At 66.7% G+C, this 19,844-nt stretch carries 20 protein-coding genes, 1 tRNA gene and 1 pseudogene; 8 read left to right on the top strand and 14 right to left on the bottom strand.

Features of this window, described 5'->3' with window-relative positions; genetic code table 11:
- Positions 1 to 231: 231 nt before the first annotated feature.
- Complete coding sequence (locus BRW65_RS31620) at positions 232 to 954, bottom strand: DUF4383 domain-containing protein (RefSeq protein WP_167373990.1); 723 nt, start codon at positions 952 to 954, stop codon at positions 232 to 234.
- Positions 955 to 1,459: 505 nt separating this feature from the next.
- On the opposite strand from BRW65_RS31620, the gene BRW65_RS02915 reads away from it, so the two are divergent.
- A complete protein-coding gene (locus BRW65_RS02915) occupies positions 1,460 to 2,068 on the top strand; it encodes an LGFP repeat-containing protein (RefSeq protein ID WP_073871141.1) in 609 nt (202 codons plus the stop codon).
- 135 nt (positions 2,069 to 2,203) lie between these two features.
- On the opposite strand, the gene BRW65_RS02910 is transcribed toward BRW65_RS02915, so the two are convergent.
- Positions 2,204 to 2,275 (bottom strand) — tRNA-Thr (locus BRW65_RS02910).
- 28 nt (positions 2,276 to 2,303) lie between these two features.
- Positions 2,304 to 3,020, bottom strand: a complete 717-nt coding sequence (locus BRW65_RS02905; RefSeq protein WP_073871139.1) for a hypothetical protein — start codon at positions 3,018 to 3,020, stop codon at positions 2,304 to 2,306.
- A 156-nt stretch (positions 3,021 to 3,176) separates the two neighbouring features.
- Here BRW65_RS02905 and phoP point away from each other — a divergent pair, with 156 nt between their 5' ends.
- Both phoP and BRW65_RS02895 read left to right on the top strand, forming a co-directional pair.
- Positions 3,177 to 3,896, top strand: coding sequence for a two-component system response regulator PhoP (phoP, locus tag BRW65_RS02900; RefSeq protein WP_073871137.1), 720 nt, complete (start codon positions 3,177 to 3,179; stop codon positions 3,894 to 3,896).
- 40 nt (positions 3,897 to 3,936) lie between these two features.
- Positions 3,937 to 5,395: pseudogene (locus BRW65_RS02895) on the top strand (sensor histidine kinase).
- Here the strand turns inward: BRW65_RS02895 and BRW65_RS02890 are convergent.
- From BRW65_RS02890 to BRW65_RS02845, 10 genes are all read right to left on the bottom strand, one after another.
- On the bottom strand, positions 5,367 to 5,771 hold the full coding sequence (locus tag BRW65_RS02890) for an HIT family protein (protein ID WP_073871133.1): 405 nt from the start codon (positions 5,769 to 5,771) through the stop codon (positions 5,367 to 5,369). The pseudogene BRW65_RS02895 and the gene BRW65_RS02890 overlap by 29 nt on opposite strands.
- A 131-nt stretch (positions 5,772 to 5,902) precedes the next feature.
- Positions 5,903 to 6,322, bottom strand: a complete 420-nt coding sequence (locus tag BRW65_RS02885; RefSeq protein ID WP_073871131.1) for a ketosteroid isomerase family protein — start codon at positions 6,320 to 6,322, stop codon at positions 5,903 to 5,905.
- Positions 6,323 to 6,339: 17 nt separating this feature from the next.
- On the bottom strand, positions 6,340 to 8,394 hold the full coding sequence (locus tag BRW65_RS02880) for an FAD-dependent oxidoreductase (protein ID WP_073871129.1): 2,055 nt from the start codon (positions 8,392 to 8,394) through the stop codon (positions 6,340 to 6,342).
- A 22-nt stretch (positions 8,395 to 8,416) separates the two neighbouring features.
- On the bottom strand, positions 8,417 to 9,544 hold the full coding sequence (locus BRW65_RS02875) for an NDMA-dependent alcohol dehydrogenase (protein ID WP_073871127.1): 1,128 nt from the start codon (positions 9,542 to 9,544) through the stop codon (positions 8,417 to 8,419).
- Between the two features lie 156 nt (positions 9,545 to 9,700).
- Complete coding sequence (locus BRW65_RS02870; protein WP_073871125.1) at positions 9,701 to 10,246, bottom strand: hypothetical protein; 546 nt, start codon at positions 10,244 to 10,246, stop codon at positions 9,701 to 9,703.
- A gap of 6 nt (positions 10,247 to 10,252) precedes the next feature.
- Entirely contained in the window at positions 10,253 to 10,462 is a 210-nt protein-coding gene (locus BRW65_RS02865) for a ferredoxin (protein ID WP_067761444.1), read from the bottom strand.
- 6 nt (positions 10,463 to 10,468) lie between these two features.
- Positions 10,469 to 11,839 carry a cytochrome P450 gene (locus tag BRW65_RS02860; protein WP_073871123.1) on the bottom strand — a complete coding sequence of 457 codons (1,371 nt, stop codon included), beginning with the start codon at positions 11,837 to 11,839 and terminating at the stop codon, positions 10,469 to 10,471.
- A complete protein-coding gene (locus BRW65_RS02855; RefSeq protein WP_073871121.1) occupies positions 11,832 to 12,662 on the bottom strand; it encodes an SDR family oxidoreductase in 831 nt (276 codons plus the stop codon). Before BRW65_RS02855 ends, BRW65_RS02860 begins: the two co-directional genes overlap by 8 nt.
- A complete protein-coding gene (locus BRW65_RS02850; RefSeq protein ID WP_073871119.1) occupies positions 12,663 to 13,880 on the bottom strand; it encodes a cytochrome P450 in 1,218 nt (405 codons plus the stop codon).
- Complete coding sequence (locus tag BRW65_RS02845) at positions 13,877 to 14,515, bottom strand: TetR/AcrR family transcriptional regulator (RefSeq protein ID WP_073871117.1); 639 nt, start codon at positions 14,513 to 14,515, stop codon at positions 13,877 to 13,879. The genes BRW65_RS02850 and BRW65_RS02845 overlap by 4 nt, the downstream gene beginning before the upstream one ends.
- Positions 14,516 to 14,723: 208 nt before the next feature.
- On the opposite strand from BRW65_RS02845, the gene BRW65_RS02840 reads away from it, so the two are divergent.
- The 4 genes from BRW65_RS02840 to BRW65_RS02825 are packed head-to-tail and all read left to right on the top strand — an operon-like array spanning position 14,724 to position 18,246.
- Positions 14,724 to 16,190: an aldehyde dehydrogenase gene (locus tag BRW65_RS02840; RefSeq protein ID WP_073871115.1), complete on the top strand. Its 1,467-nt coding sequence runs from the start codon at positions 14,724 to 14,726 to the stop codon at positions 16,188 to 16,190.
- Positions 16,191 to 16,208: 18 nt separating this feature from the next.
- Positions 16,209 to 16,958 (top strand): SDR family oxidoreductase, encoded by a 750-nt coding sequence (locus tag BRW65_RS02835; RefSeq protein ID WP_073871113.1) that lies wholly within the window; start codon positions 16,209 to 16,211, stop codon positions 16,956 to 16,958.
- Positions 16,955 to 17,812 (top strand): NAD(P)-dependent oxidoreductase, encoded by an 858-nt coding sequence (locus BRW65_RS02830; RefSeq protein ID WP_073871111.1) that lies wholly within the window; start codon positions 16,955 to 16,957, stop codon positions 17,810 to 17,812. The genes BRW65_RS02835 and BRW65_RS02830 overlap by 4 nt, the downstream gene beginning before the upstream one ends.
- Entirely contained in the window at positions 17,812 to 18,246 is a 435-nt protein-coding gene (locus tag BRW65_RS02825) for a carboxymuconolactone decarboxylase family protein (RefSeq protein ID WP_073871109.1), read from the top strand. The genes BRW65_RS02830 and BRW65_RS02825 overlap by 1 nt, the downstream gene beginning before the upstream one ends.
- A 5-nt stretch (positions 18,247 to 18,251) precedes the next feature.
- On the opposite strand, the gene BRW65_RS02820 is transcribed toward BRW65_RS02825, so the two are convergent.
- Positions 18,252 to 19,337 carry an aldo/keto reductase gene (locus BRW65_RS02820; protein ID WP_073871107.1) on the bottom strand — a complete coding sequence of 362 codons (1,086 nt, stop codon included), beginning with the start codon at positions 19,335 to 19,337 and terminating at the stop codon, positions 18,252 to 18,254.
- Positions 19,338 to 19,395: 58 nt separating this feature from the next.
- Here BRW65_RS02820 and BRW65_RS02815 point away from each other — a divergent pair, with 58 nt between their 5' ends.
- Positions 19,396 to 19,827 carry a MarR family winged helix-turn-helix transcriptional regulator gene (locus BRW65_RS02815; protein WP_073871105.1) on the top strand — a complete coding sequence of 144 codons (432 nt, stop codon included), beginning with the start codon at positions 19,396 to 19,398 and terminating at the stop codon, positions 19,825 to 19,827.
- Positions 19,828 to 19,844 lie beyond the last annotated feature (17 nt).

The following is a 19,844-nucleotide window of genomic DNA, read 5'->3' as shown; positions in this document are numbered from 1 at the left end:
GGCTAACCGGTTGGTACTCTCTGGCCCGGCCACACTCGCGCTGGTTTGTCATCGCGACGGCGTTGTCGCCGCCATCACCGCCGCCGCCGTGGGGTGGTTATTACGGCCCCAGGCCCTACATTTCGGCCAGCATCTGCGCGCCGATCCCGGTCGTCCACATCTGCGCCGGAATCTGACAGCGGCCGACCATATCCAGCGACGCCCACCGGGCGCAGGATCACGCCGAGGCAGTCAGCGGCGGCGTAACCACACGATGACGCCGACGGCAGCCGCCAGGACCATCGCCGCCGGCACAACGCCGCGGGAGAGGACCACACCCGTCGCCCGAGCATGGAAGTGGTTCGTCGGTGTCGAGTTTTCGACGTGACGGGCCACGGGCTCGTCCGTTCCTTTGCTGCTCGACGGTGGAGGGGTTGCCTCTGCCGGCGAACGCTGGGAGGGGATCTGCTGCGCGGGCGCCGCTGCCGCTGGCGGTGAAGCCTCTGCCTTGCGGTCCGCTCGGCGGGCCTGCCCCCGATCGCGGTCACGTCGCGGCACCCAGATCTCGTCTCCCAGCTCGTCGGGAATCAGCCACATCAGCAGGGCGAAGTTGACCGCCGCCAGGACACCGTGCAGGACGATGTCGGCCGCGTGGAACCCCAACGGCGTGGGCCGTGCACGCGCGGTGGCGACACTGCCGAAGAACAGCAACAGCGTGTAGGCCACCGCGCTCACCGCGGTGACGGTGATCGCGGCGCGGCGACGACCGGCGGCCGCGATGCCCGCCACCACCCCCAGTCCCAGCAGTATGGCGCTTTGCGCCGGCGTTGCTGCCAGGCCCAGAATCGGCGCGCCGGTCGGGCCGGCGTGCGGATGAAGGGCGGCCGAAACCAGCCCCGCTATCCCGAACGCGGACACCAGCACGCCCTCGGCGCGTAGGAACCAACGCCCGCTACGAAACCGTCCCGGGTCCATCGGAACTCTGCGCAAACCCGACGTCGCCCCGGGGACTGGCCCCGCCGTAACCGGCATCGCGCGACCTCCAGCCTCAACGGCAACTGCTATGACGTCGGCTACCCACTGCCGCCGGTAGTACTCCAGCGGTCTTTGCCGCGAGCACAGCTTCGATGCCGGCCGAGCCGAGGGTCCCTGGCGCGGCAACGGCGGCTCAGCACCGAGGGTGCGTCCAGAACGGCCGATGCGGGGCGCCGCGCCGAGCCCCCGACCCCCGCCAGCCGCGCCGCCCGTGCTCAGCCGGCGGTAACAACGGTTAAACCTGTTGCGCTGCAAATAATTTCGCAAGGCGGTGTTCGCTCTCCAGAATTCAGGATCTGATCCCGGTGTTTTTTCGGCCCATTGCGCGCGGGCATCGCCGGCGTCCAGCGCCGATGATCTTGACGTGGGGCCTCTGGCTCGCCGTCCGTGTCCGCGTCGTAAGTTCGTTCGGGGTCGGCGGGAACACGCGAATAGGGGGAAGCGCATGACAACGATCGGACACCGCCACGCGTCAGTCGTCGGCCTGGTCGCCGTCGCACTGATCACGGTCGGATGCAGCAATGGCAAGGGCGTCCACGCGTCGCCACCGCCTCAGGAAGGGGCGAACACCGTCTCCACGTCCTCAGCCCCAGCGCCGCCCACCGAGGTCAAGCTCATCGGCGAGAGAGATGTCGAGGTGACGTTGACCGGGCCGATCGCCGCCAAGTACTCGTCGGCAACCGCGGACCAGAAGAACGCTCTGGGCAAGCCGCTGACGGGTGACCGTAACGCGGGCACACGGGATAGCGGAGTGGTATTCCAGCAGTTCCAGGGCGGCGCGATCACCGCCAAGAACGGCGCGGCAGGCACGCCCGCATACATCATCCTGGGCAAGATCCGGGACGCCTGGAATGTCCCACGCGACCCCGACGGCGTGCCCGCGGTCACCGGCACCAACGGTTCGGCAGGTCCGCTGGGCGTTCCCACCAGCGACGTGAACGCTGTCGGCGATCTGCTCGTGTCGAACTTCGAGCACGGCAAGATCCAATACAGCCCGACGACCGGGCAGGTCGAGGTGACGGTGAACGGCAAGGTCGTACCATCCGGGCTGTAACGGCGCTGCAACGTAACCCGCTTCGCGCGAGCGTCGCCCGGGTTTGCTCGGCGACCCGGGTCCCGAAATCGTCCCGGTGGGACCGGCGCGCGATTGCCGCCGCCCATCACAGCCGACGTCGGACATTTGGCGCAGAGCCCCCTGTCAGGATTGAACTGACGACCGCTCGCTTACAAGGCGAGTGCTCTACCACTGAGCTAAGGAGGCGGGATCAAACCGGTCCAAGCCTAAACGGTCACTCGCCGCTGTCGATCACGCGCGTGGAGCGCACCGACCGGGAGGAGGGACGCCGGCGGCCCGGCAGCGGGATGCGGTCGGCGATGTTGCTCAACGGGTTGACCACCATGGTCAGCGCGACAACGGCGTCCTGCAGCGTGGCGATCGCGGGCTCGAGTGCTTCCATCCCGGGCGTCAGCCGCGCCAGGGTGTCGGCGACGTCCGTGAGCTGGTCCAGCGGCCCATTTTTCGCCGTCAGTTTGTCGACCAGGCCGCCCTCGCTGAGCAGCCGATCGGCCAGGCCATCCTCGGCCAGCAGCCGCTCGATCAACCCGTCCTCGGCGACGAGCTGATCGGCAAGACCACCCGGCTGCAGCGTGCGGTGCAGCCCTCCGCCCTCCGCGGTCAGGCGGTCGAGCAGGCCGCCCTCCGACGTCAGCATGTCGACCACGCCGCCCGGGCGCAGCAACCGGTCGATCGGCCCGTCTGGCGCCACCGCCCGCCCAAGGGGCGCGTCGTCGTCCAGCAGCCGGGCGAGCCGGTTGGCGCGAACGATCGCATCGTCGATCCCCCACATCGACGTCATGGCGGTCGATCCGGCGGTCCCGCCGTCGCCCAATGCCCGTTTCGCCACACCCACTGCGGCGCTCGCGACGGTCAGGCTAGCGTCGGCGGCGGCAAGTCCGACGCGTGCCGGGGCGGTCGCGGTCGCGACGATCCGTGCGGCGAGATTCATCCCACGAGTCTATTCGCGACGCGACCGCGCCATCCGGCGCAGGTCCAAGCCAACGCGATGATTCCTGGCAGACTACTATCAGAGTGTTGGCACTGAGCTTCCAGCAAATACACAGGCTTCACATAGGTAACGTTCAACTAGGGGGCGAACAACCTGATGACCGCGGCATCCCCAAGCGAAACGAAACCGGAGGCTCGCGTCCTCGTGGTCGACGACGAGGCCAACATCGTCGAGTTGCTCTCGGTCAGTCTGAAGTTCCAGGGCTTCGAGGTCTACACCGCGAGCAACGGAGCCCAGGCGCTGGATCGGGCGCGCGAGGCCCGTCCCGACGCGGTGATCCTCGACGTGATGATGCCCGGCATGGACGGGTTCGGGGTCTTGCGGCGCCTGCGCGCCGACGGTATCGACGCCCCGGCGCTGTTCCTGACGGCGCGGGATTCGTTGCAGGACAAGATCGCCGGTCTGACCCTCGGCGGCGACGACTACGTGACCAAGCCGTTCAGCCTCGAAGAGGTGGTCGCCCGGTTGCGCGTCATCCTCCGGCGCGCCGGCAAGGGTGGCGCCGAGCCCCGAAGCGCCCGCCTGACGTTCGCCGACATCGAGCTCGACGAGGAGACCCACGAAGTGTGGAAGGCCGGCGAACCGGTCTCGCTGTCGCCGACCGAATTCACGCTGCTGCGCTACTTTGTGATCAACGCGGGCACCGTCTTGAGCAAGCCCAAGATCCTCGATCACGTCTGGCGGTACGACTTCGGAGGTGACGTGAATGTCGTCGAGTCCTACGTGTCGTACCTGCGGCGCAAGATCGACACCGGAGAGAAGCGGCTGCTGCATACGTTGCGCGGAGTCGGTTATGTGCTGCGGGAACCGCGCTGAGCCCGCGCTCGGTCACCAGCGCTAGCGAAGAATGACGCACATGTCCACACAGCATCGACGTGGGTTGCCGCTGCGGGTAGGGCTGGTCGCCGCCACCCTGGTACTGGTGGCCTGCGGCCTGGCGGTCTCGGGCATCGCGGTCACCTCGATCCTGCGGCACAGCCTGGTCACCCGGATCGATCAGACTTTGCTCGACGCGTCCCGGGGCTGGGCGCAGGCCCCGCGGCGACAGTCTCCGCCGCCCTACGAGGGCCCGGATCCGGCACGCCCGCCGTCGAAGTTCTACGTGCGCGGTATCGGCACCGACGGCACCCCGTTCACCGCGATCAACGACCGCAACGCCGAACCGGCGCTGCCGCCCAACAACGACGTGGGGCCCAACCCGACCACGCTGCCCTCGGTCAACGGGTCCGACATCCAGTGGCGCGCGGTATCGGTGCGTGGCCCGCACGGCCTGACGACCGTCGCGATCGACCTCTCCGACGTCCAACACACGGTCACCTCCCTCGTCTGGTTGCAGATCGGCATCGGGGTCGCGGTGCTGGTCGTGGTCGGCATCGCCGGCTTCGCCGTGGTGCAGCGCAGCCTGCGGCCGCTGTCCGAGGTCGAGCAAACCGCCGCGGCGATCGCCGCCGGCCAGCTGGACCGCCGTGTGCCCGAACGAGACCCGCGCACCGAGGTGGGCCGCCTGTCGCAGGCCCTGAACGGGATGCTCGCGCAGATCCAGGAGGCCCTTGCGTCGTCGGAATCGTCGGCAGAGAAGGCCCGGAGCTCCGAGGAGCGGATGCGACGGTTCATCACCGACGCCAGTCACGAGCTGCGGACCCCGCTGACGACCATCCGGGGCTTCGCGGAGTTGTATCGCCAGGGCGCCGCGCGGGACGTCGCCATGTTGCTGTCCCGGATCGAAAGCGAAGCCCGCCGAATGGGTCTGCTGGTCGAGGACCTGCTGCTGTTGGCCCGCCTCGATGTGCAGCGGCCGCTCGAGCACAACCGGGTCGACTTGCTCGCGTTGGCGAGCGACGCCGTCCACGACGCGCAGGCGATGGATCCGCAACGGACCATCACCATGGAGGTGCTCGACGGCCCGGGCACCCCGGAGGTGCTCGGCGACGAACCGCGGATCCGGCAGGTGCTGAGCAATTTGGTCGCCAACGCCTTGCAGCACACCCCGGAGAACGCCGACGTCACCGTTCGCGTCGGCACCGTGGGCGCCGACGCGGTGCTCGAAGTGGCCGACAAGGGGCCCGGCATGACCGAGCAGGATGCCTCACGGGTGTTCGAGCGGTTCTATCGCACCGACTCGTCGCGGGCACGCGCCAGCGGAGGCACCGGGCTGGGGCTGTCGATCGTCGACTCACTGGTGCGCGCGCACGGCGGCAACGTCAAGGTGACGACCTCGCCCGGCGAGGGCTGCTGTTTCCGCGTCACGCTGCCGCGCGTCAGCGAGGTGCCGGCCCAGGAGCCGGTTCACGCCAATTGAGCCAGCGCCGCCTTGATCTTGGCCTGAGCCTCGTCCAGGGACTCCGGTGAAGGGTTGCGGTCGACGTTGGCGAACCCGAAGTCGCTCAGGCGTCGGGTGGGAAAGACATGCACGTGCAGGTGGGGCACCTCGAGCCCGGCGATGATCACCCCGGCGCGCTCGGTCTTGAAGGCCTTGCATACGGCCTTACCGATGAGCTGACTCACGGCCATGATCCGGCCGAAGGTCTCGCCGTCGACGTCCTGCCACTGATCGATTTCGGCCCGCGGCACCACCAGCGTGTGGCCCTGGGTCATGGGCTCGATCGTCAAGAACGCGACGACGTCGTCGTCCTCATAGACGAAGCGGCCGGGGAGTTCACGGTTGATGATCTTGGTGAAGATCGACGCCATGGCCCCAGCATAGGGCCGCCGAAATTGCCGCCACGGTTGCGGTCGGCTTCACATCACGACCGCCACGGCAGTCTGGGCGATTAGTTTCACGCAACTGGTCTTTGGGCGCCGCGAACCACGCGGCCCCTGCGTCACTCTTCCTGGCCGAACTCCATGACATCGAGGTTCCAGTACCCGCGCATGTTGGTGATCAGTCCCGCCTCATTGACCTTATAGGTGAACACGCCGCGCACCTTGCTGGTGATACCGCCCTCAAACTTGCTCTGCAGCACCAGAATATGGGCGATCTCGTCTGGTGAGCTCGACGGGAACGTCTCTTCGCACGTGATGGTCAGCTGGTTCTTGGCGATGTTGTTGTCGAAGAACTCGCCGACGGCTGCCTTGCCGCGCACGCCGGTGCCGTCGGGGTTGGTGACGGACTTGCCGATCGGGTCCTCGATGACGACGTCGTCGGTCATCAGCGCCAGCCAGCCGTCCCGGTCTTTGCCCTGCGCGCAGCGCCACGACGACTGCGACGCGGTTAATGCCGGGGATTGAGCGGTTTGGGTCATGGTTATCTCTCCTGTCACTAGATTGCACACGCGGCGCGTGCGCCTTCCTCGGTTGCCTTGCGGATCAGTCCCAGCCCGGTGCAGTCACCGGCGGCAAGCACCTGGGTGCCGGGCAGAGCGGTGACCAGCGCGTCGAACAGAGTGGTGTCGGCTTCCACCGTGCCGGCCAGCACAACGCTGTCGGCCTGCAGCCGCCGGTTGGTGCCCCCCGCGGGCGTGAACACCACAGCGTCGGTGGTGATCCGTTCCACGGTTGCCCGGACGTGCACGGTGACGCCGAGCCGGTCGAGGCGATCCATGTGTTCGGTCTTGCGCTTATTGCCCACTTCAGGCGCGATGTTCTTGCCGGGTTGGAGTACCGATACCAGCCGACCCCGGCTCGCCAGGAATTCGGCCAGCTCAAGGGCGACCAGGTCGCCGCCGATGATGGCGACTCGGCGCCCGACCGGCATCCAGGCGCGGCTGGCCAACCGAACCGCGGCGGGTCGCAGGAGCCGTTGCCGCCAGCCGCCGAGCGCGGCAGCCGCGAGCCGCTGCCAGCTCGGTGCACCGAATTGGGCTTGGCCGCCAAGCAATTCGCGCAATGCGGCTCCGGTGTACACGTGCGGCAGGTCGGACCCCGGAATTGCCGGCACTTCAACACGGCCCCCGGTGGCCACGACCACGGCATCGGGGCCGGCATCGACGACGTCCTGAGCCGAAACCGCCCGGCCCAGGCGGACTTCCGCGTCGCTGAGGCTGACCTCCTCGCGCAGGTAGTGTAGGAACGGCTGGTTCTCCGGATGTAGGACCGCGGCCCAACGCAGCGCCCCGCCCAGCACGGCGCCGCGTTCGAAAAGGGTGACGCGGTGGCCGCGTTGGGCGGCAACCCGCGCGGCCTCCAGACCGGCCGGTCCGCCGCCGATGACCACCACGCGCTTGGCCCGCGCGGCGCGAGCCGCGGCCAATTCGCGTTCTTTGCCGGTACGCGGATTGACGGCACAGTCCACCGAGAAACGCTGTTCCATTGCGTCGATGCAGTTTTCACAAGAGATGCACTTGCGAACCCGGTGCGCCTGCCCCTCGCGCACCTTGCGCGGCAGGTCGGGGTCGGCCAACAGGGGACGTCCCATGGCGATGAAGTCGGCACGCCCGTCGGCCAGGATCCGTTCAGCACGGGCGGGGTCGTGGATGCGGCCGACGGCGATTACCGGCACGTCGACCACCTGCTTGACCGCGGCCGCGGCACCGACGTTGAGCTCGTCGCCGTCGTCGGCGCCGTTGACCATCCCGGTCACCAACCGGTCGATGACTCCGCCGCTGACGTGGAACGCGTCGACGCCGGCCGCCACGAATTCGGGTGCCAGCTGCGCCGTCTCGAAGATGGGCCGCCCACCCGCGACGCGTTCATAGCCCGAGATGCGCAACGTGATCGGCAGGGCGTCACCGATCTCCGAGCGGATCGCGGCCAGCGCCTCGATTACTACCCGCGCCCGGCCGCGCGCCGAATCCCCGCGATAGTCGTCGGTGCGCCGGTTGCGTTGCGGGGCAAGGAAGGAGCCCAACAGCATGTAGCCGTGCGCGGCGTGCAGCTCGATGCCGTCGTAGCCGGCCTCGACGGCCCTCCGCGCCGCGGCCTTGAACAGATCGAACACGCCGCACAGCTGTTGCTTGCTGATCTCGACCGACGGGCGCCCGGTGAGGTAGGACGGAATCACCGACGGTCCCCACGACGTGACCCCGAAGATTTCGGGTCCCAGGCCGTCGGGGCCGGCATGCACGATCTGCGGCTGGATCTTGGCGCCGTGCTCGTGCACGACGTCCACCAGGGCCCGATGCGCGTCGACCGCCTCGTCGGTGGCCAGGTGCAGGCCGCCGGGCGTCTCGGGGTGTTGATGGTCAATTCCGGTGGCGCCCAGCGTGATCAGGCCCACGCCGCCCATGGCGCGGGCGGCGAAGTAGTCGCGGGTGCGCTCCGACGGTAGCCCGTCAGGCGTGCCGTACATGGTCTCCATCGGAGACATGACGACGCGGTTGCGCACCGTCATGGCGCCGATTCGGCCCGGCGCCATCAGGTGACCGAACCCGGTCACTCGCGACTCAGAGGGTGGGAATTTACCGGTCGGCGTCCGTGTACCGGATGACGCCACGAATGTTCTTGCCGTCCAGCATGTCCTGGTAGCCCTCGTTGATCTGCTCGAGGCGGTACTGGGTGGTCACCATGTCGTCCAGGTTCAGCTTGCCGGCCTGGTACATCGACAGCAGCTGCGGGATGTCGTACTGCGGGTTGCCGCCGCCGAAGATGGTGCCCTGCAGGTTCTTCTGCATTAGCGTCAGCATCGCCAGGTTCAGGTTGACGTTGGTGTCCAGCAGGCTGCCGATGGCGGTCAGCACGCAGGTGCCGCCCTTTTGGGTGATGTTGAGGTAGTTGTCGATATCGGCGCCGTGCAGTTCACCGACCGTGACCACGACCTTGTGGGCCATCAGGCCGTAGGTGACCTCCATGATGCCCATCAGCGCCGCGTTGATGTCGGGATAGACGTGGGTGGCACCGAATTTCAGCGCCTGGTCGCGCTTCCATTCGACCGGATCGATCGCGAAGATGTAGCGCGCACCGGCGTTGACGGCGCCCTGCAGGGCGGCCATGCCGACCCCGCCGACGCCGACGATGGCGACGTCCTGGCCCGGCCGGATGTCGGCGGTGCGGACCGCCGAACCGTAACCGGTGGTGACGCCGCAGCCGACCAGTGCGGCCACCTCAAACGGCACGGACTTGTCGATCTTCACCACGGAGCTGCGGTGCACCACCATGTACGGCGAGAAGGTGCCCAGCAGCGTCATGGGGAAGACGTTCTGGCCACGCGCCTGGATGCGGAACGTGCCGTCCGAGACGGCGGCACCGCCGAGTAGACCGGCACCCAGGTCGCACAGGTTGCGCATGCCGGCCTGACAGGTCGCGCATTGCCCGCAGGACGGGATGAACGACAGCACCACGTGGTCACCCGGGGCGATGTCCTCGACGCCCGGGCCGACCTCGGTGACGATGCCCGCACCCTCGTGCCCGCCGAGCACCGGGAAGCCGGCCATCGGAATTCCGCCGGTGACGAGGTGATGGTCGGAGTGGCACATGCCCGCCGCTTCCATCTGGATTTTGACCTCGTGCGCCTGCGGGTCGCCGATCTCGATCTCCTCGATGGACCAGGGCTGGTTGAACTCCCAGATCAGTGCGCCTTTTGTCTTCACGATGGTCCTGACCCCATTTCGCCTTTGAATCGATCAGCGCTGCCCGGCCCATTCTTGCCGGACAACTTGGTGACGGGCGCCACAAGGCACCCTTGTCGCGTCAGCATAGCGCGTGCAACAAATCAAATGCTTGGTTGGTCCGTCCTCGGTCCGCGGTCACCAGATGGGGACCGGTGCCTGGCCAAGCGGGTAGTAGCCGGGCAGCTTTTCGCCGGCGATGCTGCGCTCGATCCGCTTCTGCATGCCGGTGCTGAGGTCGCCCGACTCGATCAGGGTCGCGAACATCTTCGCGACGTGACCGAAGTCGAAGAAGTCGCGCTGCCACTCGATGAGGTTGTCGGCGTTCAGGCGAAACCAGCTGCCGCCGATGCCGTAGATCTCGTCCTGGGTGCCGTCCGACTTGTTGACGATCTGCTTCCAGAAGCCGACGATCTCGCCCTGCTTCTCGTCGATGAGCACCTTCTGGTACTCGTACACCCAGTTCTCCAGGCCCTCCATCTCCAGCCCGAGGGCGATGTCGCGGATCTCGTCGACGCCGACGCACATCACGTCTTCCTTGGGGCCGATGTTCCAGCCGTAGGTGGCGTCCTTGGCGTAGAAGTCGGCCAACGGCCGCCAGTCACCGGCCTTTTCGCAGTCCTTGTTGGCCTGCAGCCAGCGATCGACCCATGTCTCGAGTTCCTCACGTGACGCCTTAGACATTTTGAGTCAGTCTCCCTTATCTTCTTTGATGAACAGTGCATGCGTTGGGCACATCTCGACCGCGCGTTCGACTTCGTCGCGGGCGTCCTCGGGCGGTTCGGGATCAAGGATTTCGACCTTGCCCCGCTTGGGCACCCGGAAGTAGTCCGGCGCCTCCAGTTCGCACATCGCATGCCCCTGGCAGAGATCCAGATCCGCTTCGATTCGAAAACCCATGAGCGGTCAGGCTTTCCGCTTGCGGTAGTGCACCTTCGCCGGACGGGCGAGCTGGACCACCATCTTCGAGTGGTCGTTGTGGTAGCTGTCGGCCGGCTGTGCCATCTCGAACTCATACTCGCGCAACAGGACCGAGAAGATCGCCTTGATCTGCATCTGGGCGAAGGCGGCGCCGACGCAGCGGTGTCGCCCGGCGCCGAACGGGATCCAGGTCCATCGGTTGACGATGTCGGCCTGCTCGGGCTTGTTGTAGCGGTCGGGCTTGAACGCGTCCGGGTCGGGGAAGTCCTCGGGGATCCGGTTCGATATGGCCGGGGACGCCGCGACGAAGTCGCCCTTGTGAATCGGATAGCCCTGCACCTCGAACTCGCCCTGCGCGACGCGCATCAAGATGATCAGCGGCGGGTGCAGCCGCAGCGTCTCCTTGACCACGTTGTCCAGCTTCGGGATCGACCGCAGCGCATGGAAACTCACCTCTTGCCCGTCGGCGTACAGCTCCTCGAGCTCGGCGAGCACCTCGGCGTAGACTTCCGCGTGGCGGATCAGCTCGATCAGCGTCCACGCGGACGTTCCGGAACTGGTGTGGTGCCCGGCGAACATCAGCGAGATGAACATGCCGGTGACCTCATCGGCCGAGAAACGCGGTTTGCCCTCCTCGTCCTTGATCGAGACCAGCACGTCGAGCATGTCGCGGTCGGACTTGTCCTTCGGCGGATTGGCCAGCCGCTGGTCCATGATCTCCTGCACCAGCGCGACGAGCTTGACGCGCGCCTCGTCGCGGAGCTTGAAACTCTCGATCGGCAGGTACGGATCGACGTAGCACAGCGGATCGGTGCCGCGCTCCAGCATGTGGTAGTACTCCGCGAACCGGTGGTCGAGCTGCTCGCGGAACTTCAGCCCGATCAGGCAGGCCGTCGAGGTGTAGATGGTCAGCTCGGCGAAGAAGTCGAGCAGCTCGATCTCGCCCTCCTCGCCCCAGCCGGCGATCATCTTCTTGACTTCGCCCTCGATGGTGGCGGCGTGGCCCTTCATCTGCTCGCCGCGCAGCGCCGAGTTGTGCAGCATCTCCTTGCGCCGCTCGGGGCTGGCATCGAACACCACGCCCTTGCCGAAGATGGGGGTCATGAACGGGTAGGCCTCGGCCTGGTCCAGGTCCTCGTCGGCGGAGCGGAAGAAGAATTCGTTGGCCTCCGCGCCGGACAACAGGATGACGTGTTTGTCGACCAGCTGGAACCAGCCGACGTCGCCGCATTCCTCCCGGACCCGCTTCATCAAACCGATTGGGTCCGTGCGGAATTCCTCGAGGTGACCGTGTTCCTCCTCGCCGCCGGAAACCCGCGGCACGACGGCGGTGTTCGCCGTAGTTGCGTCAGCCATGTCCTGGCATCCCTTCTTCGCCGAGCGCGAGCTTCTGGCGATCCGTCTTGTCGGCCAGCGGGGCTTCGGGCTGAAGCTCCATGTTGGCGATGAAGCCACCGCGCGGGGTCTCGGCGACGAATGTGATGGCACGCGCCAGGTCCGCCGGCCGCAGGAAGTAGTCGTGGCGGGCCTGGCCCCACTTGGCCCAGTCCTCCAGGGCGGGTCCGATCTTTTCGGCCGGCAGGCTCCAGCCCATCGACGTCTTCGTCGGTCCCGGGTGCACGATCGAAGCCCGCACCCCGGTGCCCTCGAGCTCCATCTGGAAGTTGGTGACCATGGCCACGAGCGCGGCCTTGGCCGCGCCGTAGGCGCCCATGTGCGGCCGCTGGCGCAGGGCCACGTCGGAGCCGACGAAGATCAAATCCCCGCGCTGCCGCTCCAGCATGCCTGGCAGCACCGCGGCGGCCAGCCGGTTGGCGCCGACGAGGTGGATCTGCAGTTGTGACTCGAACTCGTCTGTGGTGATCTCGGCGAGCTTGCCGAAGTAGGTGTCGCCCGCGCCGGCCACCAACACCTCGATGTCGCCGAGCGCATCGACGGCCTGCGCGACAAAGGATTTCACCGAGTTGGGGTCGGTGACGTCCAGATGGAATCCGACCGCCTCGCCGCCGTCGGCGTTGATCTTGCCGACGATGTCGTTGAGCTTCTCCACCCGGCGGGCGCCGAGGGCGACCGGGAAGCCGTGCGCCGCGAGCTCGATGGCGGTGGCCTCACCGATGCCGGAAGAGGCGCCGGCCACGATCGCCGGCCGTCGTTCGGGCAAGGGGTCAAAGCGGGGCATTCAGCAGACCTCCACGGTCATCGGTAGGTGAGCGAATCCGCGGACATTGCTGGAGTGGACGCGGACGGCGTTGGCCTCGTCCACCTCATATCCGCGGATTCGCTTGAACAACTCGGTGAGCGCGACCCGCGCCTCCATCCGTGCCAGATGGGCGCCGAGGCAGAAGTGTGCGCCGCTGCCGAAACTCAAGAGCTTGGGCCCGATTTCGCGTCCGACCAGATAGTCGTCGGGGTTGTCGAAGACCCGCTCGTCGCGATGCCCAGAACCGGGCAACAGCAGCAGGACGTCGCCTTCGGGGATGGTGGTGTCGTAGAGGGTGAGCTCCCCGGACACGGTGCGGGCCAGGATTTGGCTGGAGGTGTCGTAGCGCAGGGTCTCCTCGACCCACTGCGGCACCAGCGAAAGGTCGGCATAGACCGGGCTCAGTTGGTCCGGATTCCTGTGCCCCCAAAAGGCCGCATTGGCAAGCAGTTTGGTGGTGGTCTCGTTTCCCGCGATGACCATCAGAAACATGAAGCCGAGCACTTCGTCGTCGGTGAGGCGGTCGCCGTCGATCTCGGCCTCCAGCAGTGCCGAGGTCAGGTCGTCCGTCAGCTTCTTGCGCCGCTCGGCCACCATGCCCTGGTAGTAGACGATCAGGTTGATGGAGGCCTCGACCGCCTCTGGCGGCACGTCGGTGACGCCCTCGTCGCGGTGCATCACGCCGTCGGCCCAGGCGCGAACCTGAACTCGATCCGGTTCGGGGACGCCCATCAGCTCCGAGATGACGTCCATCGGCAGCTTCCCGGCGAACTCGTCGACGTAGTCGACCGTGCCGCCCTTCGCCCTTTCCAGCATGGCGTCGAGGTGCTGTGTGGCGATCTCGGTGACGCGCGGCTCGAGTTCCCGAATCCTCCTGGGCGTGAAGCCTTTTGACACCAGGGTCCGCAGCCGCAGATGCGCGGGGTCGTCCATCGCCAGGAACGACATCGTCTTGGACGCGTGTGGGCCGCGGGATGCCGGATCCAACGAGACACCGTACTTGTTGGACAGCGTCGTGCTGTTGCGGAATCCGTGCAGCACGTCTTGGTGCCGCGACAGCGCCCAGAACTTCAGGTCCTCGTTGCGATACAGCGGGGCCTCATCGCGAAGCCGCTTGTAGTACGGGTACGGATCTTCGTGGAAGTCGTAGTCGTAGGGATCGAGGACCAGCTCGTGGTCGCCAACATGAACGGTCATTCGGTGCTCGTCTCCTGGCTCGTCTCTCCGGCGCCGGTGAGGATCAGCCGCACCACGTAGGCCAGCCGGTCGGCGATCTCGCGATAGGTGAATTCGCCGCTGCCGGCTTGCACGAGCGCCCCGAAGAAGGACATCTCCAGGGCCGAAACGGCGGTGGGGTCGGCGTCGGGACCCATCGCGGACGTGATGCGGCGGTGGATCTCCGCACCGATCCGGTCGCGAGCGGCGGCCACCGCCGGCTCGGCGCCGCCGCTGAGCAACGCCGTCGTGCACGCGGCGCTCACCTCGGGTTCGTCGGCGACCACCAGGGCCAGGTGGCGCAACACCTGTTCGACGCGGTTGGGCATCGGGTCGTTGACGTCGGTGAAGTAGGGGACCTGCCGCACCAGATCCAGGTAGACCTCGGCGATCAGGTGGTTCTTCGACGAGAAGTACGTGTACGCGGTGGCGGGGGCCACTTTGGCGCGGGCGGCGACCGCGCGCACCGTGAGGTCCGCGTACGACTTCTCCCGCAGCGTCTCGATGCCGGCCGCGAGCACCTTGCGGAACGTCTCCTCCTGGCGGCGGTTGCGCGCGGGTGGACCGCTCTGGTGCTCGGCCTGAGACGTGATCGTCACCAGTGCATCGCTGGACACATGTCCAAGCTATCGGACCGACGAGACCGGAGGCAAGCCCGATTGGCAAAGATGCTCGTTAATGTGCAATTTTCCGCCACGCGGCGCCCCGGAGCGAGATCGGCTCTTGCACCGCAGATGGCCCGGCGGCTATGGTTCGATCGGACGATATCGGACAACTGTCCATTCGATTCGCGTGCGCGATTGGCCGCACAGACGGGAGCGGGAGATGGCCTTGCTGGCCGACGGCGTGAGTGCACTTTTCATCGACGGCAAGATGGCGCCCGGCAGCGCCGGCACTTTCCCGACGATCAATCCGGCGACCGAGGAAGTTCTGGGAGCGGCCGCTGACGCCGACGCCGACGACATGGGCCGCGCCATTGATGCCGCCCGGCACGCGTTCGACGAGACGGACTGGTCGCGCGACACCGAACTGCGCGTGCGGTGCGTGCGGCAGCTGCGCGAGGCGATGCAGCAGCACCTCGAAGAGCTGCGCGAACTGACCATCGCCGAAGTCGGCGCGCCCCGGATGCTCACCTCGATCGCCCAGCTCGAAGTCCCGGTCAACGACCTGGCATTCGCGGCCGACACCGCCGAATCCTACGAGTACAACCAGGATCTCGGCGAGGCGTCACCGATGGGTATCCGCACCCGACGCACGATCGCCCGAGAGGCCGTCGGCGTCGTCGGCGCCATCACCCCGTGGAACTTCCCCCACCAGATCAACCTCGCCAAGATCGGCCCCGCGCTGGCGGCTGGAAACACCGTCGTCCTGAAGCCGGCGCCCGACACCCCGTGGTGTGCCGCCGTGCTCGGTGAACTCATCGCCGAGCACACCGACTTCCCACCCGGTGTGATCAACATCGTGACGTCCAGCGACCACGGCGTTGGCGCTCTGCTGGCCAAAGACCCTCGGGTGGACATGGTTTCGTTCACCGGGTCGACCGCCACGGGCCGCAGCGTGATGGCCGACGGCGCCGCGACCATCAAGAAGGTGTTCCTCGAGCTCGGCGGCAAGTCGGCGTTCATCGTGCTGGACGACGCCGACTTGAGCGGTGCGGTGGGTGTGGCCGGTTTCTCGGTGTGCATGCACGCCGGGCAGGGGTGCGCCATCACCACCCGGTTGGTGGTGCCGCGCGCGAAGTATGACGAGGCCGTCGCCATCGCGGCCGCCACGATGGGCGGCATCAAGGCGGGCGACCCCACCGATCCCGGAACAATCTGCGGCCCAGTGATTTCGGCGCGCCAGCGGGACCGGATACAGGGTTACCTCGACTCCGCTATCGCCGAGGGCGGGACGTTTGCCTGCGGTGGCGGCCGGCCGGCCGACCGCGAAGTCGGTTTCTTCATCGAGCCGACGGTGATCGCCGGACTGGGCAATGACGCCCGCTGCGCGCGCGAGGAGATCTTCGGTCCCGTCCTGACGGTGATCCCGCACGACGGCGACGACGACGCCGTGCGCATTGCCAACGACTCGCCATACGGGTTGTCGGGCACCGTGTTCGGCGCCGACCCGGATCGGGCGGCGCGGGTGGCCGCGCGGGTCCGCGCTGGCACGATCAATGTCAATGGCGGTGTGTGGTATTCGGCCGACGCACCCTTTGGCGGTTACAAGCAGTCCGGAAACGGTCGCGAGATGGGCTTGGCCGGCTTCGAGGAATACCTGGAAATCAAGACCATCGCGACGGCGATCTGACAAGAGGAGCTAAAGAGCATGCGGTTTGAGAACAAGGTCGGCATCGTCACCGGGTCCGGCGGCGGCATCGGCCAGGCCTACGCCGAGGCGCTCGCCCGCGAAGGTGCGGCCGTGGTCGTAGCCGACATCAACCTGCAGGGCGCCGAGAAGGTGGCCGACGGGATCAAGGGCGAGGGCGGTACGGCGCTGGCCCTACCCGTCGACGTGTCGGATCCGGCGTCGGCCAAGGCGATGGCCGACCGCACCCTGGCCGAGTTCGGCGGTATCGATTACCTGGTGAACAACGCGGCGATATTCGGGGGCATGAAGCTGGATTTCCTGCTGACCGTCGACCCCGAGTACTACAAGAAATTCATGAGCGTGAACCTCGACGGCGCGCTGTGGTGCACCCGCGCGGTGTACAAGAAGATGGCCAAGCGTGGCGGCGGGGCGATCGTCAACCAGTCCTCCACGGCTGCGTGGCTGTACGCGAACTTCTACGGCCTGGCCAAGGTCGGCGTGAACGGTCTGACGCAACAGCTTTCGCGCGAGCTCGGCGGCCAGAACATCCGCATCAACGCGATCGCGCCCGGCCCCATCGACACCGAGGCCAACCGGACCACCACCCCGCAGGAGATGGTCGCCGACATCGTCAAGGGCCTTCCCTTATCGCGGATGGGGACTCCCGAGGACCTGGTCGGGATTTGCCTGTTCCTGCTCTCCGACGAGGCCTCGTGGATCACGGGGCAGATCTTCAACGTCGACGGCGGCCAGATCATCCGGTCATGAACCAACACGTGAAACTGGGGTATATCGGGCTGGGCAACATAGGCACGCCAATGGCCAAGAAAATGGCCGAATGGCCCGGCGGTGTAATGGTTTACGATATCCGCACCGAGGCCATGACGCCGTTGGCCGAAAAGGGTGCGTTGCTGGCGGACAGCGTCGCCGATGTGGCAAGTGCCGACATTGTTCACGTCACCGTGCTGAACGACGCGCAGGTGCGCGAGGTCGCCGCAGAGCTCGCGTTACACGCCAAGGCGGGCACCGTCATCGCGATTCACTCGACCATCAGCGATACCACCGCCGAAGAGCTTGCGCGCGAATACAAACCGCGTGACATCCATGTCATCGACGCACCGGTGAGTGGCGGAACAGGGGCCGCGCGCAAGGGCCTGCTCGCCACCATGGTGGGAGCCGAGGACGATGTTTTCTTGCGGATCAAGGAGCCGTTCTCGCATTGGGCGGAGCTGGTCGTGCATGCTGGTCCGCCGGGAGCGGGCACCCGCATGAAGCTGGCCCGCAACATGCTGACTTTCACGGAGTTCGCCGCCGTCGGCGAGGTCTGGAAGCTGGCTGATGCTGCGGGATTGAACCTGCAGGACCTTGGCAATGTCGTGCGCCACACCGACAAGCTGACCGGCGGCGCTGGGTCGATCATGTTCCGTGACGACGCCAAAGACCTTGAGCCGGGGCACTTCCTGCACGACCCATTCATTCATACCCGCACTCTCGGGGAGAAGGACCTAAGCTTAGCGCTGGCGCTGGCCGAGGCGTTGGGGGTCGATTTGCCCATGGCTAAGCTAGCACTCGAGCGGCTGGCCCCCGGTCTCGGGGTGCCGCACGAACAGGAAGAGGCGTGATGGACGAACTGCGCCGCAATGGCCTCGAAAAGATGAACGAGGTGTACGGCTGGGAGATGCCCAACATCGAGGGCGACGCGTATTTCGACCTGACCGTCGACCACCTCTTCGGCAGCATCTGGACCCGGCCCGGGTTGTCGATGCGGGACAAGCGCATCATGACGCTGACGGCGGTCACCGCGGTCGGCAATCGCGACCTCGCCGAGATCCAGATCAACGCCGCTTTGCTCAACGGCGAGCTCACCGAGACCGAGCTGAAGGAGATGGCGGTATTCCTCACCCACTATCTCGGGTTCCCGCTGGGTTCGGCGCTCAACGGCGCCGTCGACGCCGTCGTCGGCAAGCGCAAGAGGGCCGCGGCCAAGGGGTCCGGGGAGGACAAGAAGGCCAACGTGGATGCCGCGTTGAAGATGCACTCCGGCGACAAGGACTGATCAGGTCAGTAAGGCCGCACGCCCTCGGGCATCACGTACTCGGAGATCGGCCCGGAGACGCCGTTGACCGACGTCCCGCCGTTGAGAATGCCCGGCGCCATCTCCAGCATGTTGTTCGGAAACCCGAACGTCGGCTTGGTCAGCGCGTCGAGCCGAGCCAGTTCGTCGGCGCTGAGGCCCACGTCGACGGCGCGGACGTTGTCGTTAAGTTGCGAGAGCCTGCGCGCCCCGATGATGACGGACGAGACGCCCGGCTGCGCGCGCACCCAGGCCAGCGCCACGCTGGCGACGTTCGTCCCGTGGGCCTTGGCGATGAGCTCGAGTTCGTCGACAACCGCGTAAGTCTTGTCGTCGAGGAAGGCGTCAACCATCGCTCCCCGACCGGAGTCCTGCCGGCCGGCATTGGCCCGGGTGTACTTGCCGCTGAGCGCGCCGCCCTTGAGCGGTGACCACGGTGTGATGCCGAGGCCGAATTCGGCCGCCATCGGAACCAGTTCCTGTTCGATGGAGCGCTCCAGCAGCGAGTACTCGACCTGCAGGCCGACGAAACTCGACCAGCCGCGGAATCGGGCGATGAGGTTGGCCTGGGCGATCTTCCAGGCCGGGGTGTCCGAGACGCCGATGTAGCGGACCTTGCCGGCGCGGACGAGATCGTCGAGCGCAGCCATGGTCTCGTCGATGGGTGTGTTGGCATCCCAGATGTGCAGCCAATACAGGTCGATGTAGTCGGTTTGCAGACGCCGCAACGAATTTTCGCAGGCGTTGATCAGCGACTTGCGGCCCGAGCCGCCGCCGTTGGGATCACCCGGATAGAGGTTGCCGCTGAACTTGGTGGCGATCACCAGGCGATCCCGGCGGACGGCGTCGCGCCCGATGTGGTCGCCGATGATCTTCTCGGAGTGGCTTCGGGTGTAGAAGTTGGCGGTATCGATGAAATTGCCACCGAGGTCGGTGTATCGATCGATGATCTGTTGGGACTCTTCGACGCTGGTGCCCCAGCCGAGGTCCTCACCGAACGTCATGGCCCCCAGGCACAGGGGGCTGACGCGCAAGCCGGAGCGTCCGAGTGTCACGTATTGGTCCAGAGGCATGGTGGCCGCTTTCTGGTAGATTGTTCGAGTATGTGTTTGTTCCGTTCTAAACTAGTTCATGGCTGAACGATCTGGCAAGTCGGTCCCGGCGGTCGACGCGGCCAAGATCTGGTCGTTGAACTACCGGGTGCTGGTGTCGGTCATCTCGTGCGCCGAGGCCGACATCTGCGCGCTAGGGCTCGAATCCAAGGAGCTGTTCCTGCTCGCGGAGATCGATGAGAACCCGTACCCGGCCGAACTGGCGGCGGCGTTGAGCATGCCCAAGGCGACGGTCACGGTCTACCTCAAACGGCTAGAGGCCGCGGGCTTCGTGCGGCGCGAGATCGACGCCACCGATCTGCGGCGCCATCGGCTTCTGCTCACCCCGGCCGGGCGCAAGGCCGCCGCGGACGGGCTGGCGCTGCTGTCCGCCGAGTTCGACAAGCGCCTCGGACGCCTCTCCGTCGCGCAGCGAAAAGACCTCAAGAATCTGCTCGAAAAGATCCTGTGAACGCGGGTGCCGTAGGC

Origin of the sequence: Mycobacterium paraffinicum, assembly GCF_001907675.1 — a bacterium.
GTDB classification, from domain to species: Bacteria; Actinomycetota; Actinomycetes; order Mycobacteriales; family Mycobacteriaceae; genus Mycobacterium; species Mycobacterium paraffinicum_A.
This window is presented reverse-complemented; position numbering and strand designations above follow the sequence as displayed.

Bases quoted from the DNA above. Each gene is read 5' to 3' on its own strand.
- BRW65_RS02840 (WP_073871115.1), top strand. From the start codon at position 14,724: ATGGCCTTGCTGGCCGACGGCGTGAGTGCACTTTTCATCGACGGCAAG.
- BRW65_RS02830 (WP_073871111.1), top strand. From the start codon at position 16,955: ATGAACCAACACGTGAAACTGGGGTATATCGGGCTGGGCAACATAGGC.
- BRW65_RS02815 (WP_073871105.1), top strand. From the start codon at position 19,396: ATGGCTGAACGATCTGGCAAGTCGGTCCCGGCGGTCGACGCGGCCAAG.
- BRW65_RS02890 (WP_073871133.1), bottom strand. From the start codon at position 5,771: ATGGCGTCGATCTTCACCAAGATCATCAACCGTGAACTCCCCGGCCGC.
- BRW65_RS02915 (WP_073871141.1), top strand. From the start codon at position 1,460: ATGACAACGATCGGACACCGCCACGCGTCAGTCGTCGGCCTGGTCGCC.
- BRW65_RS02885 (WP_073871131.1), bottom strand. From the start codon at position 6,322: ATGACCCAAACCGCTCAATCCCCGGCATTAACCGCGTCGCAGTCGTCG.
- BRW65_RS02870 (WP_073871125.1), bottom strand. From the start codon at position 10,246: ATGTCTAAGGCGTCACGTGAGGAACTCGAGACATGGGTCGATCGCTGG.
- BRW65_RS31620 (WP_167373990.1), bottom strand. From the start codon at position 954: ATGGACCCGGGACGGTTTCGTAGCGGGCGTTGGTTCCTACGCGCCGAG.
- BRW65_RS02825 (WP_073871109.1), top strand. From the start codon at position 17,812: ATGGACGAACTGCGCCGCAATGGCCTCGAAAAGATGAACGAGGTGTAC.
- BRW65_RS02850 (WP_073871119.1), bottom strand. From the start codon at position 13,880: ATGACCGTTCATGTTGGCGACCACGAGCTGGTCCTCGATCCCTACGAC.
- BRW65_RS02860 (WP_073871123.1), bottom strand. From the start codon at position 11,839: ATGGCTGACGCAACTACGGCGAACACCGCCGTCGTGCCGCGGGTTTCC.
- BRW65_RS02820 (WP_073871107.1), bottom strand. From the start codon at position 19,337: ATGCCTCTGGACCAATACGTGACACTCGGACGCTCCGGCTTGCGCGTC.
- BRW65_RS02905 (WP_073871139.1), bottom strand. From the start codon at position 3,020: ATGAATCTCGCCGCACGGATCGTCGCGACCGCGACCGCCCCGGCACGC.
- BRW65_RS02835 (WP_073871113.1), top strand. From the start codon at position 16,209: ATGCGGTTTGAGAACAAGGTCGGCATCGTCACCGGGTCCGGCGGCGGC.
- BRW65_RS02865 (WP_067761444.1), bottom strand. From the start codon at position 10,462: ATGGGTTTTCGAATCGAAGCGGATCTGGATCTCTGCCAGGGGCATGCG.
- BRW65_RS02855 (WP_073871121.1), bottom strand. From the start codon at position 12,662: ATGCCCCGCTTTGACCCCTTGCCCGAACGACGGCCGGCGATCGTGGCC.
- phoP (WP_073871137.1), top strand. From the start codon at position 3,177: ATGACCGCGGCATCCCCAAGCGAAACGAAACCGGAGGCTCGCGTCCTC.